Raw genomic sequence first — 15,795 nt, forward strand, 5'->3', positions numbered from 1 at the left:
GGACTTGGCCGCGTGACCTGTGCGCCAGGATGTTGGGAACACATAAGTATCTGGAGGGGAACCCAGTAATGAGCTACAACCAGCCGGGCCCGTACGGCGGGCAGCCCCAGCAGCCCGGACCGTACGGTCAGCCGGGCCCCTACGGCCAGCAGCCGCAGGCCCCCCAGCCCGGCTACGGCTACCCGCAGCAGGCTCCCCCCGCGCAGCCCGGGTACGGCTACCCCCAGCAGGCTCCCCAGGGCGTCCCCCCGCAGACTCCCCCGTACGGCCAGCAGCCTCCCTACGGCCAGCAGCCCTACGGCGCCGTGCCGCAGCCGCCCGCCCCGAGCGGCGGCAAGAAGAAGACGGGCCTGATCATCGGCGCCGTCGCCGTCGTGGCGGCGATCGCGGTGGGGGCGTACTTCGTGATCGGCGGGGGCGGGGGCGGCTCGAGCGTCGCCGACGACGGCGCCCACAAGCTGACAACTCCGGCCAAGGTGCTCAGCGGCGAGTACACGAAGGGCGAGAGTGACAGCGACACGATGTCCAAGAGCGACATCGAGGACGCCAAGAAGTGGGGTGTGCAGAACCCCAAGGACGTCAGCGCCCAGTACCAGTCCGGCGACAAGAGCAATCCGCTGGCGCAGAAGGTGCTGCAGTTCAGCGGTGTCTACGGCACCATCGAGGACCCGGAGAAGGTCGTCGACGCCATGTACGCGCACATGAAGACCGAGGCCTCCAAGGACGACAGCGAAGGCACGCCCGTCGGCAGCCCGCAGAAGTTCGACTTGGACGGCGCCGTCCTCAAATGCCAGGCCGTGAAGATCAAGAACGACGATGCGTCGTCGAGCAGCGCCGCCTCCGGTCCCAAGGAGTTCACCGTGCCGACCTGCATCTGGGGTGACCACAGCACCATCGGCCTGGTGATCGCCACTGACGTGGCGAGCATGATGGCCGGCAAGAGTGGGTCCCTGTCGGACACCGCGGACATGGCGGGCAAGCTCCGCAAGGACGTGCGCGTCAAGATCTGACGACTGCACGGCAATTGACGCCAAGGGCGCCCGGTGAGTCCCGCCGGGCGCCCTTGGCCATGACCGGCCCGACCTCAAGCGCGGACGCAGGCCCTATAAGCGTGTATCCCGCGCACGCCTATGTCCGTGAGGGGGTTGTAGCAGGCAGGGTTGGGCACCTTGCCGTCGCCGAGGGGGCCGTTGTACGCCGGGTGACTGCAAGCCTCCTTCACCTTGGGCCCGATCTGGTAAAGCCCCAGGTTTCCGAGGTAGTTCACGCATGTGCTCCGTGCCGCGTGTGCTGCCGTGGCCGTAACCACCGGCGTGACGGCTGCCGCGGCAACCACGGACACGGCCGCCAGCGCGCGCCTCATCTTCATGTCTGTCCCTCCCGTTTCACTTGCCGCGAGGTGGTCGGCCTCGCGGCGATCAAGAAGATCACCGACGCGGGTGTCGCACAAGTGACCGACCTCAACGTGGCTTGATCCGGGCATGGATCGACGGAGGGGGCGTCCAGCGAAATCCGCTGGGCGCCCCCTCCGTCGTACTGGAACCGGCTATGCCGTCTTCTGCTCCCCCGGACCCCGTCCGCGGGCGTCCCGCGGGATCAGTGTCGGGTTCACGTTCGAGTGGACGACGTCCGCGGTGATGACGACGCGGGCCACGTCCTTGCGGGACGGGACCTCGTACATCACCGACATCAGGACCTCTTCCATGATGGCGCGGAGCCCTCGGGCGCCGGTCTGCCTCAGGATGGCCTGGTCGGCGATGGCTTCGAGGGCCTCGCGCTCGAAGTCCAGTTCCACACCGTCGAGTTCGAAGAGGCGCTGGTACTGCTTCACCAGGGCGTTGCGGGGCTCCACCAGGATCTGGAGGAGGGCCTCGCGGTCCAGGTTGTGGACCGAGGTGATGACCGGGAGGCGGCCGATGAACTCGGGGATCATGCCGAACTTGACCAGGTCCTCGGGCATGACGTCCTCGAACTGGTCCTTCGACTCCAGCTCGCGCTTCGAGCGGATCGTCGCACCGAAGCCGATCCCCTTCGCCCCGGCACGGGACTCGATGAGCTTCTCCAGGCCAGCGAAGGCGCCGCCCACGATGAACAGGACGTTCGTCGTGTCGATCTGGATGAATTCCTGGTGGGGGTGCTTGCGGCCGCCCTGGGGCGGGACTGACGCCGTCGTGCCTTCGAGGATCTTGAGGAGGGCCTGCTGCACGCCCTCGCCGGACACGTCTCGCGTGATCGACGGGTTCTCGCTCTTACGAGCCACCTTGTCGATCTCGTCGATGTAGATGATGCCCGTCTCGGCCTTCTTGACGTCGTAGTCGGCCGCCTGGATGAGCTTCAGAAGGATGTTCTCGACGTCCTCGCCGACATACCCCGCCTCCGTCAGCGCCGTCGCGTCGGCGATGGCGAACGGAACGTTGAGCATGCGCGCCAGGGTCTGGGCGAGCAGTGTCTTGCCGGAGCCCGTGGGGCCCAGCAGCAGGATGTTCGACTTCGCCAACTCGATGGCGTCATCGCGGTTCTGGCCCGTGCTGTTCTCGCCGGCCTGGACCCGCTTGTAGTGGTTGTACACCGCGACCGAGAGAGCTTTCTTGGCCGACTCCTGGCCGACCACGTACCCCTCGAGGAACTCGTAGATCTCGCGAGGCTTCGGGAGCTCCTCCCATCGGACCTCGCTCGTCTCCGCGAGCTCTTCCTCGATGATCTCGTTGCAGAGATCGATGCACTCGTCGCAGATGTACACACCGGGGCCTGCGATGAGCTTCTTGACCTGCTTCTGGCTCTTGCCACAGAACGAGCACTTGAGCAGATCGCCGCCGTCACCGATGCGTGCCACGGTGTGCTTCCCCTTCGCCTGGGAGACGCCTAGGTCCAGCGGCTCCTGGTGCTGCCTTATGTCCGACGGTACCTTGCCGAGCCCCCCGTTCGGGCCCCCCTTGGCGTGGTTCACTTTGTCGTGAACCACGCCAAGGAGCGGCAGACGATACAGCGATACGTCAGACGACCGCGGAATTGTTCATCTTGCGGGTGGAGATGATCTGGTCGATCAGGCCGTACGCCAGCGCGTCCTCAGCGGTGAGGATCTTGTCGCGCTCGATGTCCTCGCGGATCTTCTCGATCGGCGTGGTCGAGTGCTTGGCCAGCATCTCTTCCAGCTGCGCACGCATCCGGAGGATCTCGTTCGCGGCGATTTCGAGGTCCGAGACCTGGCCGCGGCCGGTCTCGCTGTAGGGCTGGTGGATCAGCACACGCGCGTTCGGAAGCGCCATGCGCTTGCCCGGCGTACCGGCGGCCAGCAGGATCGCGGCGGCCGAGGCCGCCTGTCCCATGCAGACCGTCTGAATGTCGGGCTTCACGAACTGCATCGTGTCGTAGATGGCAGTGAGCGCCGTGAAGGAACCACCGGGGCTGTTGATGTAGACCGAGATGTCACGGTCGGGGTCCATCGACTCCAGGCACAGCAGCTGCGCCATGACGTCGTTGGCGGAGGCGTCGTCGATCTGCACGCCGAGGAAGATCACGCGCTCCTCGAAGAGCTTCGCGTACGGGTCGTACTCACGCACGCCCTGCGAGGTGCGCTCGACGAAGCGCGGGATGACGTAGCGGGACTCCGCGCGAGGACCGGTGTACTCGGCCTGCGTGCGGGCGTAGAGGCCGCTGCCGGGGAAGTCGTTCACTGTGTCTCCTGAAGAGCCTGATAAGGGCTGAGGCGGTCGGCTGGGGGCGCTGGACGGCTCGCGGCCGCCTGGGGGCGGTGGAACCGGCCTGCGCCGCCCTGGAGGGCGCTGAGGGGCTTACGCCGCCCCGGTGCCGCCGCCGCCCGGCATACCGGCAGCGGTGGGCATGATGTCGTCGATGAGGCCGTACTCCTTGGCCTCGATCGGGTCGAACCAGCGGTCGCGGTCCGAGTCGATGGTGACCTGCTCCACCGTCTGGCCGGTGTGGAAGGCGGTCAGCTCCGCCATCCGCTTCTTGGTGTGCAGCAGCCGCTCGGCGTGGATCTTGATGTCCGACGCGGAGCCGGCGAGGCCGGCCGAGGGCTGGTGGATCAGGATCTCGGCGTTCGGCAGTGCGAAGCGCTTGCCGGGGGTACCGGCGCTGAGCAGGAACTGGCCCATCGAGGCCGCCATGCCCATGGCGATGGTCACCACGTCGTTCTTGATGTACTGCATGGTGTCGTAGATCGCCATGCCGGCCGTGATCGATCCGCCGGGGCTGTTGATGTAGAGGTAGATGTCCTTGTCCGGGTCGGAGGCAAGGAGCAGCAACTGCGCGGTGATCTTGTTGGCGATGTCGTCGTCCACCGGCTGGCCGAGGAAGATGATCCGCTCGTTGAGCAGCCGGTTGTAGACCTGGTCGCCGAGGCCACCACCGATGGAAGGCTCGCCGGCGGCGGAGGGCATCAGATTCGTCACGTATCCACCTGCTCGTCTTACGACGGCGCCGGGCCGTCTCACGTCGTCTGCTGGGGGCGTGGGACCCCGGTCCAACACCGCTCGGGGCGGCTTCGGGGACTCCCCTGCCCTCGTATTCATGGACCCTAACGCGCTGGTCCCTCCGGTGAATCCCGCAGAAGGAACTGTTCGCTGTGAGCGCAGGTCGGGCGGCACGCCCGGGGCGCCTCGAAGGAGCGCGGGAACTGCGCGATCAGCCCACTACAAGCCGCACCCGCCACCACAAGCCGCACCTGCCGATGCCCTGGGCACGGCAGGCGCGTCCGGGGCTTTGTGGGGGTTGCTCGCGCAGTTCCCCGCGCCCCCCTTACAAAGCCCGACGGGGCCCCCGGTGTCCCCGGGAGCCCCGTCCAGTTGTCCAGCGAGGCGATCAGGCCTCGGTGCAGCGAGGTGATCAGGCCTCGGTGCTCTCCTCGGAGGAGGCCTCGGCGGCCTCACCCTCGGTGACCTCGGCGGCGACCTCCGTGGCCGTCTCCGTCTCGTCCTCGTCCTCGAGGTCGACGATCTCGCCGTTCGTGTCCTTGACCGTGGCGGCCTCGACGACGACCGCGAGGGCCTTGCCGCGGGCGACCTCGCCGACGAGCATCGGGACCTGGCCGCCCTCGACGACGGCCTGGGCGAACTGGTCGGGGGACATGCCGGAGGAGGCAGCGCGCCGCATGAGGTGCTCGGTGAGCTCCTCCTGGTTGACGTTCAGCTTCTCCTTGTTGACGAGCTCGTCAAGGACGAACTGGGTCTTGATGCCCTTGACCGCCGCTTCCTTGGTCTCGGCATCGAACTCTTCCTCGGTCTTGCCCTGGATCTCCAGGTACTTCGCGAGGTCGAGACCCATCTGGCCGAGCTGGTGGTGCTCGAGGTTGTGCTTACGGGTGTTGATCTCGTCCTCGAGCAGCTTCTCGGGGACGGGCACCTCGACCAGCTCGAGCAGCTTCTCCAGGACGCGCTCCTGGGCCTGCGTGGCCTGGTCATACTGCTTCATGTTCTCGAGGCGCTTGCGGCTGTCCGCCTTCAGCTCCTCCAGGGTGTCGAACTCGGAGGCGAGCTGCGCGAAGTCGTCGTCCAGCTCGGGGAGTTCGCGCGCGGCGACCTGGGTGACCTTGACGGTGACCTCGGCCTCCTTGCCGGCCGCGGAGCCGCCCTTGAGCTCGGAGGTGAAGGTGGCCTCGCCACCGGCCTCCACGCCCGTCACGGCCTCGTCGATGCCGTCGAGCAGCTCGCCGGAGCCGATGGTGTAGGAGACACCGCTGGCGATGCCGTCCTCGAGGACCTCGCCGTCGACCTTGGCCTCCAGGTCGATGGTGACGACGTCGCCGTCCTGGGCGGCGCGCTCGACCGGGGAGGTCGACGCGAAGCGCTCGCGCAGGTCGGAGACGGCCTTCTCGACGTCCTCGTCGCTGACCTCGACGGCGTCGACCTCGACCTCGATGCCGGAGTAGTCCGGGATCTCGATGGTCGGGCGAATGTCGACCTCGGCGGTGAAGTTCAGCGTCTCGCCGTCCTTCAGCTCGGTGATGTCGACCTCGGGCTGGCCGAGGACGTTCAGCTCAGCCTCGTTGACCGCTTCGGTGTAGAACTTCGGGAGCGCGTCGTTGACGGCCTCTTCGAGTACGGCGCCGCGACCGAACCGCTGGTCGATGACGCGCGCCGGGATCTTGCCCTTCCGGAAGCCCTTCACCGTGACCTGCTGGTTGATCTTCTTGTACGCCGCGTCGAGGCTGTCCTTGAGCTCCTCGAAGGGCACCTCGACAGTGAGCCGAACCCGGGTCGGGTTCAGGGTCTCCACGGCGCTCTTCACGGTTCGGTCTCCTTGTGGCTGACTTCTTGGGGGTTCTGCTGCGTGCTTCTGCCGAGTCGGGCAGAGCCTTAGGCGGATTCGCGGCCCTTGAGAGACGTAAGAGTGCAGACACACGGGCGCGCAGCTTGCATAGTAACCGCAGGCGGTACACGCCCCAAAAGGTGATCTTGCGACGCGCGGAGCCCTGGCGGGTTCCGGCCGGTGGTCGGGGTGGCGGGATTTGAACCCACGGCCTTCCGCTCCCAAAGCGGACGCGCTACCAAGCTGCGCCACACCCCGTCGGTGCGACACGTAGGGTACATGCCCGCAGGCAGCGGGGCTGCCGCATTTCGCGAGCGCCTGTGCGGCACGGGAAACGGGGTGTGCATCGAAGGGGTACGACCCGCTACGATGCCTCCTGTGCCGCGGTCACTGACCTGCGGCGCGTCCTGCTCGCGGGCGTAGCTCAATGGTAGAGCCCTAGTCTTCCAAACTAGCTACGCGGGTTCGATTCCCGTCGCCCGCTCCATATGGCTCAGGGCCAGGTCAGAGGTTCATTCCTCCGCCTGGCCCTGATCGCTTTCCGGGACTCCGATCAGTCCCGCGTGTCCCCCTCGTGCCCCTTGGGCTTTCGATCTTGTTTTTTCTTTGCCTTCCGAATCTTCTTCCGCCCCTTGTTGACCAGCCCGCTCACCGCGTCGGCAATCAGCCGATCACGGTCGGCGCTCGCGTGCTGATAGATCAACGCAGCGCGGGCGGTGCTGTGACCCATACGCGCCATCAGCTCTCGCGTACTCGCACCTGTCGACGCGGCGAGCGTGTTGCCCGTGTGCCGAAGATCATGGAAGTGCAGGCCCTTGATTCCGGCGTCCGTGCAGGCCTTACGCCACAGCCGGTTGAAGTGGTTACGGCGCGGGGTCGCCCCCTTGGCACCGATGAAGACGCGGCCGTCGACGCCCGGCTCGGCGTACCGCGCCAGGTGATCGCGGACGTCCGGAAGGATCGCGCCCGGGATCGCCACGGTGCGCTTGCCCGCAGCGCTCTTGGGCGCCTTGATCTCCCGTTGCCCGTTGTTCAGCTCGGCGACGGCGCGGCGGACACGCAGGGCGCCCCCGTCAAGGTCGATGTCCCGGCGGTGCAGGCCGACCAGCTCACCCCAGCGCCGGCCGAGGAATCCGGCCAGGAGCACGAGCGCCCGGTAACGCGGCTGGATCGCGTCGGCAAGGTCGTAGACCTCCTGCACGGTGTCGGTCGGCCGCTCCGGGGTGTGCACGGTGCTCGCACCCTTGATCGTGCACGGGTTGCGCCTGATCATCTGATCGGCCACGGCGGTACCCATGATCGCGCGTAGCAGGGCGTACGCCTTGGCGACGGTCGTCGGTCCCACACCGGACGCAAGCTTGTCAGCACGCCAGCGGCGCACCAGCGGAGGCGAGATCTCGGCGACGTTGACCGCCCCGAAAGCGGGTTCGAGGTGGTGACGCAGGAGCGAGCAGTACAACTGCCGTGTGGTGGTGGTCAGTTCGCGTTCCTCGATCCATGCTGCGGCGTACGGACCGCCGGACGTTCCGGATCATGGCGCGGACAGAGTTTCCCTACGTCATCAAGGACCCGCGCAAGCGCGGGCTGGCCCCTTGGGCCCGACCCCTCTGCGCCTTCGGCGCCGGGGCCGTGCCCCTGGGGCCGCAAGCGACTTACGGCCCTGAGTAGAAACCTGAACGGGCAAGCCACGGTCAGAACAATGCCTCCGGCGGGGGATCGGCCGGCACCGGGATGGAAGGGGCGCCGTCGGCGACTGCGGGTCCGTAGGGGCGTGCGCGGGGTGGGAGCTGGGGTAGGTGGTGGCTTGAGGCCAGTCCGATAGGTCGCGGCGGGTCTGCCAGCGCGGGCCAGCAGTTGTCCCAAGAGCTAGGAGCTGCCGCTTGGTGTTGGCTGCTGGGATGACAATTCGGGGAAGTTCTTGGTGAGGCTGTTGGGCAGTTCGAGGAAGGCCTTGCCGATGATGGGGCCGTTGAGGGAGTCCTTGCGGATCCAGGAGGCGCCCTCGTAGAGGGTGATGCCGTTGGTGCCGTAGGGCTTGTAGCCGATCGGCATCTCGTAGGACTCGAAGATCGGGGTGTAGTACCACGTCCCGTAGGGAGTGGACAGACGTGCGAATACGGGGTAGTTACGCCCGGAGGCCGTCGACTTCCAGGTCTGCAGCGGGACCCATTGGACCGCCTCTCCGAACCCGTACTCGGGGTTGGCGTTCGGGGTTGCGTGCATGTAGCGGCCGATGTTCAACAGCGGTTTGTTCTGCTGGTCGTACCACTGGCGGAACGTGAAGATCGAGCCGTCGTTGAACTGGATCGCCGACCACACGTAGGCCGTGCCCCACGGCTGCTTGGAGACCAGGAAGTTGCCCCACTGGTGCTCCATCCACAGCGATCCGGTGAGGTGCCGTGTCTGGTTGCCGATGGTGACGGTTCCGGTGACGTTCTGCTTGGGAGCGCCGTAGTAGTAGGACAGCGATCTCATCGTCTGCGGATCGGCCTTGCCCTGCCAGGGCGCGTTCTCGTTCTCCACGCCGAACGGCGTCATGGGTGTGTAGCCGTAGGAACTCTGCGTCTTGGTCTCCAGGTCCATGGTGATGGGCTGGTTGACGTTCTTGGCCTGGCTCTTGAAGTGCAGGTTCCAGGTGTCGGGGGAGGCGCGGTAGACGGTCGTGAAGGTCGTACCGTTCTGTGAGGTGCTGTACTGGAAGTCGTCGGGCGAGGTGGACTGCGGCGGTGCGGTGGCCGTCAGCGGCGAGGTCAGGGTATTGGCCGACCAGACGAAGTCGTGCGTTTTGAGGTTGCCCAGCGAGAAGTACGGGCGGTACTGGTACTTGCCGGGCGAGACGCCCTCGTGGAAGAGGTTGTAGAAGAGTCCGAACTCTTCGCCGGTGTCCTTGTCGGTGACGTATCCGGTCCAGTAGTGCCACTCCTCCAGCTCGCCGGTGTCGTAGAACGGGCCGCCGTGCCACTTGTGGTCCTGCGGGAGGGTGTAGAGGGCCTGGGCCGAGCTGGTCGCGATCCGGTCGTTGGACGCACGCAACGCCGCCCCGCTGGCCTGACCGCTGGCCTCGTCCTCCGCGGTGACCGAGGTGCATCCTGCCAGAGGCGCAGCGGCCGCCACCGCCAGTCCCGAGAACAGGACGCGGCGCCGACTGGGGGCCGTGACGGCGACGTCGCCCGTGGAGGGCTCGCCTTCCGCGGCGTTGTGCGCCTGCGGTGTCTTCCCGCTCGCGTTCTGCGGCATGTGCTGTCCCTCCGAGCCAGTCACCGAATACAACTAGAAGTTGCAGCGTGTGATGTGTGCTGTGACTGTATGGCGGAGGTGCATGCACGGCATCTCGAGAGCGCACTCCGGCGCGGGTGGTATCGATGCCCTCACAGCCCGCGTGAGCGGTTCACGAGGCCTACCGCACAGCGCACGACACTCAACATCGAGAGCGCGGCAGAAGGGCGTACGTGCCCCCTGCGTGCCCGATGCGGGAGTGCAGCACGGGGAACAGCGGGGAGTCGCAAGCGACCAACCCAGAAACGCACAGGTCAGCGTCTCGCCAGATCAGCGCGCATCCGCATACGCGATCTTCCAAACTAGCTACGCGGGTTCGATTCCCGTCGCCCGCTCCATATGGCGTAGGGCCAGGCCAGAGGTTCGATCCTCTGCCTGGCCCTTGTCGTTTTCGGGGGCTCAGATCAGCGCTCCCTGGCCGCTGCGTGTCCCTTGGGCTTTCGAGTCGCGACGGTGCAGGCCGATCAGTTCACCCCAGTGCAGGCCTCAGTCCGAGCAGGGCGTGCCGTCTCCGCTGCCCACCAGGGCCGTCGGACCCTCCCCATGTAGTGGCAGGTCCGTTTCCCCATGTAGTGGCAGGTTCGTTTCCGATGTAGTGGCAGGTCCGTTTCCGATCCGGGCGATCAGCGACCCGGCCGGCGCACCCGGCAGCGGGTAGTCCGAGCCCACGAGCGTCCTGCTGTCGCCGAACGGACTGAAGGTCGTGGTGACGTCGCGCTGGATCGCGATCGTTGGCGTCGCCGTGATCTTCACGGCACCGCTCACGCACACATCCGTGTCGATCAACCCCGCGACGCTGGGGATCCCAGGGGGGCCGGCCGTGGCCGGGCCTGGATGGTGGCCGGGAGCGGGGCCGGGTGATGGGGCACGCGGGTACGCCGGAACGGCGCTCGGCCGCCACGGCGGAAGGGCGATCTTCCAGACCGGCTACGCGGGTCCGATTCCCGTCGCCCGCTCTGTGGCCCCCGGCCCGGTTCCTCGGAATCGGGCCGAAGGTTTCTTCGTGCGCCGCGGGCCCCGCGGGCGTATTGAGGAGCGAGAGGGGACCGCTGTCGCGCCCGGTCCGGGTGAGCGTATCGGCGGCGGCCAGGTCGGCGGCACGCCGGAGCCGAGGGCGCGAGAAGCGTCGTCGACGGGCAGCACGTCGGCCGGTTTCAGGGCGCGGCGGATCCGCGCTCCGCATTCCCCGACGCCCATCGAAAGCGCGACGAGCGGATACGCCCCGTCCGGTCCCGCCCCGTCCCGTTCTGTCCTGTTCAGAAGCTGATCGAGTTGATCGTCTCCGCTATCGAGTTCAGGAACCGATTGATGGACGGAGCCATGCCGGTCGACGCGAGGAAGAAACCGAAGAGCACCGCGACAATGGCAGGTCCCGCCTTGATCGATCCCCCTCGGATCAACACCACAAGGATGATCGCCAACAGCAGCACCACTGACAGCGAAATGGCCACAACTGATCACACCCTACGGTCGGTCCGCTCTCCCGGCCCGGAGGTGCAACCCCTCACACCCCCGCCAGAACCATCGTGCCACCAACCAGGCTTTCGTATGCGGCGGGTGACGCATCGTCGGCCACGGGCATGCCGGGCCCGCACACCCGCACCGCCTCGGCGCGGACCAACGGCGGGACTCCGTACGGCAATTCGAGAGTGCACCCGCATGGGCCCCTCAACTGAAATTCAGGGGGACCGTTGCCATGTCCACACAACCTGTTCGCAGGTAATTCGAATTGTTGCCACAGGCACATCGAAGACTCTATAGACGGGTAACTAAAGGATAATGAACCGGACATATCACCAGAGTCGCCCGCGAGCCTTATGCACCATTTAGTCGGGATGTATCGGGACAGAACAGCCTCATACGGTAAGCAAATCGGTATGCCGAACCACTTGCGGACCGATAGGCAGACATCTCCAAATCCTGGGTACTCGCAGGCGATAAGCAGGAATGACGCCGAGCGTTTTACGAAAACGCATAGACAACGCTAGGGTGCCTCAGATGTTCCACGCCGCCACGTCCCCCGCATGTGCAGCGAGGTCCCGGATCGTCTCCCCGAGTTCTTGGTGGGAGGGCCTGTGACGAACTCGCTCCGACCGCACGGCCACCACAGAGCGCCGCTCCCCCCGGCACAGCAGCCGGCCGCGGGAGTGCCGAGTCCGCGCTCACCCCAAACCCCCAGAGCGGCCACCGATGCCGCAGCGGCGGGCGCCAAGCCCGCCAAGCAGCGCGACGCCTTCTTCGACAACGCCAAGTACCTGGCCATCGTGCTCGTGGCCATGGGTCACGCGTGGGAGCCGCTGAAGGGCCAGAGTCGCATCATCGAAGCGGTGTACACGGTCGTGTACACCTTCCATATGCCGGCCTTCATCATCATCTCCGGCTACTTCTCGCGCAGTTTCGACATGCGCCCCGACCGGCTCAAGAGACTGGTGACCGGTGTCGCCGTGCCGTACGTCCTCTTCGAGACGGCGTACTCGCTCTTCGATCGCTGGGCCGGCGGCGATACGAATCAGGCGATCAGCCTCCTCGACCCCTGGTACCTCACCTGGTTCCTGGTCGCGCTCTTCGTCTGGCGGCTGACGACCCCGCTGTGGAAGCTGGTGCGCTGGCCTCTTCCGCTGGCACTCGTCTTCGCGGTGCTCGCGTGCGTCTCCCCGGACATCGGCGACGACCTGGACCTCCAGCGCGTGCTGCAGTTCCTGCCGTTCTTCGTCATGGGCCTGTTCATGAAGCCCGAGCACTTCCAGCTGGTACGGCGCCGTGAGGTGCGGATCCTGTCGGTGCCGATCTTCGCGACGGCGCTGGTCGTGGGCTACTGGGCAGTGCCGCGCATGAACACCGCCTGGTTCTACCACCGTGACAGCGCGCAGGAGCTGGGCGCGCCCTGGTGGGCGGGTGTCGTCATGACCCTCGCGCTCTACGGCTGCTCGCTGCTGCTCACCGCGTGCTTCTTCGCCTGGGTGCCGCGGCGCTCCTTCTGGTTCACGGCGCTCGGAGCGGGCACGCTGTACGGCTATCTGCTGCACGGCTTCGTGGTCAAGGCCTCTGAGTACTGGGGCTGGTTCGACCACCCGTGGCTGCACAAGCCGCTCGGCGAGATCCTCGTGACGATCGTCGCGGCCGCGCTCGTCACCGCGCTGTGCACGCCACCCGTCCAGCGGATCTTCCGTTTCGCGATGGAGCCCAGGATGGCCTGGGCCTTCAAGCGGGACGCGACGGAGCTGGCCCGGGAACGGGCGACGGCGAAGGCCTAGCCACGCGGCTGACCGCTCGAAGTGCGGGCCCGGGTTCTCCCGGGCCCGCACTTTTCCGTGCCGGGCCACCCTGCGTGCGCTGCCCGGGCAAGCGGCTCGGGCCGCTCAGGACGGCGGCAGCCCCAGCAGCGCCCGCATCGTGGCGTACTTCTTCGTCAGCCGGGCCCGGGTGTGCTCGTCCAGGACCGCGAGCCGGGCCGGATCGGCGTTGTGCGTCAGGTCCGACACCTTCACCAGAAGGGCGCCCGGGGTCGTACGGATGCGCCGCGCGTACGACTCCGGCGGCTCGCCCTCCTGTTTGGTGAGCGCCAGCACGATGTCCTTCGTACGCCGGGTCAGCGCGGCCTCGCGCAGCCAGTCCGCGGAGAGCACGTCGTCCTCGACCGCGTCGTGCAGCCAGGCCGCCGCTATCTGTTCGTCGTCGCCGCCGCGCTCGCGGACGCCCTCCGCCACGGCCTGGAGATGCTCGGCATACGGCCGCCCGGCCTTGTCGGTCTGGGCGGCGTGCGCCTCACGGGCAAGGGCTTCGACTTCGGCCAGGGTCAGAAGAGTCTGCGTCACTCCTCCAGTGTCTCCCCGCGCAGCGCCGCGCGGGCCGGGACGGTCGCCGCCGTCACGCCGAGCACGACGATCGCCGCGGCGAACGAGCCGTACAGGAGCGGCGGTATGTACGGGCCCTGCCCGGTCAGCCCCTTCATCATCGGCACGAGCGTGGCGAGCGCGATGGCCGTACCGATCGCGATGCCGGCGAGGACGACCAGCAGGGCCTCCCAGTGGATCATGCGCAGCACCTGGCGGCGGGTGGAGCCGATCAGCCGGAGTGTGCCGAGTTCACGGCGGCGGTCGAGGACCGTCATCACCAGGGTGTTGGCGGCGGCGACGGCCGCGAATCCGCCGAGCACCGCCGCCATCACGGTGTTCGCCCAGGCGCTGAGCTCCCGGTCCAGGGACTGGTCGGTGGTGTAGTCGCCTCGGTCCAGGACCGTGCCCAGCTTCGCGAGCGTGCTCGTCGTGCCGCCCTTCGTCCAGATCTCGGTGTCGAAGGAGTTGGTGACGTGGGTCGCCAAGTCGGATCGGTTCAAGGTGACTTGGGACAGGCCCAGACCGCGGCCGTACGTCGCCACAACCGTCTGGGACACCTTGGTGCCGTCGGGCAGCCTGAGCTTGACACGCTCGCCGACCTTGACGTGGGCGCTGTCGGCGAGCGAGGCGTCGATCGCCGCCTCTCCGGGCTTCAGGGACAGGGCGCCGTGCTTCACGTCCAGGTGCTGGACGCGCGCCAGGTCCTCGGGCGTTCCCGTCACGCCCTGCGTGGAGGCCGACTCCAGCGAGCCGCTCACCGGGATCAGTACGGCCGTCTTCAACAGGCCCACGGCGGAGGTCACCCCCGGCGCGCGGTCGGCCCGGTCCACCGTGTCGGGGGCGAGGCCCGTCTGTGAGGTGACGATGTGGTCGGCCACGATGCCGTCCCGCTGCTGCTCCCGGGTGACCCGCTCCTCGCTGGTGTGCATGAAGACGAGCACGGAGGAGAAGGCCATCGCGAGGACGATCGGGGTGATCGCGGAGGCCAGCCGGCGGGCGTTCGTGCGGGAGTTGGCGGCCGCGAGCGAGGCGGACGCGCCGGCCCCGCGCAACGGCAGTCCGAACAGCGCGGCGCAGGCACGCGCGACCAGCGGGCCCAGCAGCGCCACGGCCAGCATGAAGAGCATGACGACGCCGAGGGAGGCGTTGGCCGCGTCCTCGCCGGTCAGCGAGGCGGCGAGGCCCGCGCAGACGAAGCCGCCGGCCGCCGCCGCGACCCCCAGCGGCGTACGGATCCAGCCGGGTCGCAGCCGCTCCACGGACGCCTCGCCGATCGCCAGGCCCGGCTTGATACGTGAGGTGCGGTGAGCCGCCATGTAACCGGCGAACAGCGCGGTGAACAGGACGGTGCCGACCGCGGAGAGCAGCGGGATGTACGAGACGGACAGATCCACGGCCCGCGGGACCGCGCCCTTGTCCTGCAGCTGTCCGAACCACCAGCGGGCCAGGGCGACCCCGGGCAGGCAGCCGACGAGTCCCGCGAGGGGTGCGACGAGCAGGGCCTCGGTGGCGATGGTGCGACGGATCTGCCGCGGGGTCGTCCCGATCGCCCGCAGCAGCGCGAACTCGCGGGCCCGCTGGCCGACCGAGAGCGCGACGGTGCCGGCCGCGGTGAAGACGGCCACCAGGGTGGCGACGCCCCCGAAGGAGCCGCCGAGCCCGGTGAGCATCTCCTTGGCATAGCCGAGCGAGGCGTCCTCGACGGCGCCGCGATCGTCGCCGGTGTGCACCTTGGCGTGCTCGCCGACGGCATGCGCGACCCGAGCCTTGAGGGTCTCGGGGCTCACACCGTCCTTCGGGAGCACCGCGATGGCGTCGATCCGGCCCGGGTGCGGGGAGAGGCGTACGGCTTCGGAGTCGGCGAACCAGGCAGTGGGGGTTGCTTGTCGGGCCGTTCCGGACACCTGGAAGGTGCGGGGGCCTGCGGCGGTGGTGAGGGTGAGGCGCTCCCCCACGGAGGCGCCCTGGGAAACGACGACCTCTCCGGTGCCGGGGGCGTGCCCGGAGGTGAGCTTCTCGCCGGTGAAGGCCGTGGAGCTCCAGCCGTGCGCGGTGAGAGCGCCGTGCGCTGCGGTCCGCACCGGGAAGGTCACATCGGCGACCGCCCTACGCGCTCCCGGCACCGAAGCGGCCTTCGCCACCAGGGAGTTGTCGAGCCGGGCCCGGTCCGGCACCTGTACGGCCTCGTCGTCGCGGTCCTCGCCGTGGCCGCTGACGAGGTGGGCGCGCTGGTCGGCGGCGACCACCACGGGCGCGTCGGCGTAGCGCTGGGGTGGCACGGAGGCCCGTATGCCCGTCTCCAGGAGGATGCCGCAGGCCGACACGATCAGCGCGGCCATCGCGAGCGCGACGAACGTGCCCACGAAACCCGCGGGCTTGAAGCGGACGGCGGCGCGGGCCAGGCCATTGGGCATCG

General features: G+C 67.9%; 13 protein-coding genes and 2 tRNA genes. 3 read left to right on the forward strand and 12 right to left on the reverse strand.

What is annotated here, in order from left to right:
* Window positions 1-68: 68 nt before the first annotated feature.
* Window positions 69-1,010: a hypothetical protein gene (locus tag ACIBK0_RS02330; protein ID WP_399074652.1), complete on the forward strand. Its 942-nt coding sequence runs from the start codon at window positions 69-71 to the stop codon at window positions 1,008-1,010.
* 74 nt (window positions 1,011-1,084) lie between these two features.
* Here the strand turns inward: ACIBK0_RS02330 and ACIBK0_RS02335 are convergent, their stop codons facing one another.
* From ACIBK0_RS02335 to ACIBK0_RS02360, 6 genes are all read right to left on the reverse strand, one after another.
* Complete coding sequence (locus ACIBK0_RS02335; protein ID WP_399074654.1) at window positions 1,085-1,483, reverse strand: hypothetical protein; 399 nt, start codon at window positions 1,481-1,483, stop codon at window positions 1,085-1,087.
* Between the two features lie 63 nt (window positions 1,484-1,546).
* Window positions 1,547-2,833 carry an ATP-dependent Clp protease ATP-binding subunit ClpX gene (gene clpX, locus ACIBK0_RS02340; protein WP_189185069.1) on the reverse strand — a complete coding sequence of 429 codons (1,287 nt, stop codon included), beginning with the start codon at window positions 2,831-2,833 and terminating at the stop codon, window positions 1,547-1,549.
* 160 nt (window positions 2,834-2,993) lie between these two features.
* A complete protein-coding gene (locus ACIBK0_RS02345; protein ID WP_362087703.1) occupies window positions 2,994-3,674 on the reverse strand; it encodes an ATP-dependent Clp protease proteolytic subunit in 681 nt (226 codons plus the stop codon).
* A gap of 117 nt (window positions 3,675-3,791) precedes the next feature.
* Window positions 3,792-4,400 carry an ATP-dependent Clp protease proteolytic subunit gene (locus tag ACIBK0_RS02350; RefSeq protein WP_391355491.1) on the reverse strand — a complete coding sequence of 203 codons (609 nt, stop codon included), beginning with the start codon at window positions 4,398-4,400 and terminating at the stop codon, window positions 3,792-3,794.
* Window positions 4,401-4,845: 445 nt separating this feature from the next.
* Entirely contained in the window at window positions 4,846-6,246 is a 1,401-nt protein-coding gene (gene tig, locus ACIBK0_RS02355; RefSeq protein ID WP_399074657.1) for a trigger factor, read from the reverse strand.
* Window positions 6,247-6,448: 202 nt separating this feature from the next.
* Window positions 6,449-6,525: transfer RNA gene (locus ACIBK0_RS02360), tRNA-Pro, on the reverse strand.
* 155 nt (window positions 6,526-6,680) lie between these two features.
* Here ACIBK0_RS02360 and ACIBK0_RS02365 point away from each other — a divergent pair.
* Window positions 6,681-6,754, forward strand: a tRNA-Gly gene (locus ACIBK0_RS02365).
* Between the two features lie 66 nt (window positions 6,755-6,820).
* Here ACIBK0_RS02365 and ACIBK0_RS02370 read toward each other — a convergent pair.
* The 4 genes from ACIBK0_RS02370 to ACIBK0_RS02385 all read right to left on the reverse strand — a co-directional run bounded on the left by ACIBK0_RS02370 (window position 6,821) and on the right by ACIBK0_RS02385 (window position 10,994).
* Entirely contained in the window at window positions 6,821-7,726 is a 906-nt protein-coding gene (locus ACIBK0_RS02370; protein ID WP_399074659.1) for a tyrosine-type recombinase/integrase, read from the reverse strand.
* A gap of 407 nt (window positions 7,727-8,133) precedes the next feature.
* Window positions 8,134-9,504 carry a lipocalin-like domain-containing protein gene (locus ACIBK0_RS02375; RefSeq protein WP_399074661.1) on the reverse strand — a complete coding sequence of 457 codons (1,371 nt, stop codon included), beginning with the start codon at window positions 9,502-9,504 and terminating at the stop codon, window positions 8,134-8,136.
* A gap of 525 nt (window positions 9,505-10,029) precedes the next feature.
* Window positions 10,030-10,329 (reverse strand): hypothetical protein, encoded by a 300-nt coding sequence (locus ACIBK0_RS02380; RefSeq protein ID WP_399074663.1) that lies wholly within the window; start codon window positions 10,327-10,329, stop codon window positions 10,030-10,032.
* A gap of 470 nt (window positions 10,330-10,799) precedes the next feature.
* Window positions 10,800-10,994: a hypothetical protein gene (locus ACIBK0_RS02385; protein WP_016435177.1), complete on the reverse strand. Its 195-nt coding sequence runs from the start codon at window positions 10,992-10,994 to the stop codon at window positions 10,800-10,802.
* 624 nt (window positions 10,995-11,618) lie between these two features.
* On the opposite strand from ACIBK0_RS02385, the gene ACIBK0_RS02390 reads away from it, so the two are divergent.
* Window positions 11,619-12,797 (forward strand): acyltransferase family protein, encoded by a 1,179-nt coding sequence (locus ACIBK0_RS02390; RefSeq protein ID WP_399074666.1) that lies wholly within the window; start codon window positions 11,619-11,621, stop codon window positions 12,795-12,797.
* Window positions 12,798-12,902: 105 nt separating this feature from the next.
* Here ACIBK0_RS02390 and ACIBK0_RS02395 read toward each other — a convergent pair whose 3' ends face one another.
* Both ACIBK0_RS02395 and ACIBK0_RS02400 read right to left on the reverse strand, forming a co-directional pair.
* Complete coding sequence (locus tag ACIBK0_RS02395) at window positions 12,903-13,358, reverse strand: HD domain-containing protein (protein WP_399074668.1); 456 nt, start codon at window positions 13,356-13,358, stop codon at window positions 12,903-12,905.
* The gene (locus tag ACIBK0_RS02400) at window positions 13,355-15,793 is read right to left on the reverse strand and encodes an FtsX-like permease family protein (RefSeq protein ID WP_399074670.1); all 2,439 of its coding nucleotides are present in this window, start codon (window positions 15,791-15,793) and stop codon (window positions 13,355-13,357) included. Before ACIBK0_RS02400 ends, ACIBK0_RS02395 begins: the two co-directional genes overlap by 4 nt.
* Between the last annotated feature and the right edge of the window lie 2 nt (window positions 15,794-15,795).

Source organism: Streptomyces sp. NPDC050564, assembly GCF_044457265.1.
Classification (GTDB): domain Bacteria; phylum Actinomycetota; class Actinomycetes; order Streptomycetales; family Streptomycetaceae; genus Streptomyces.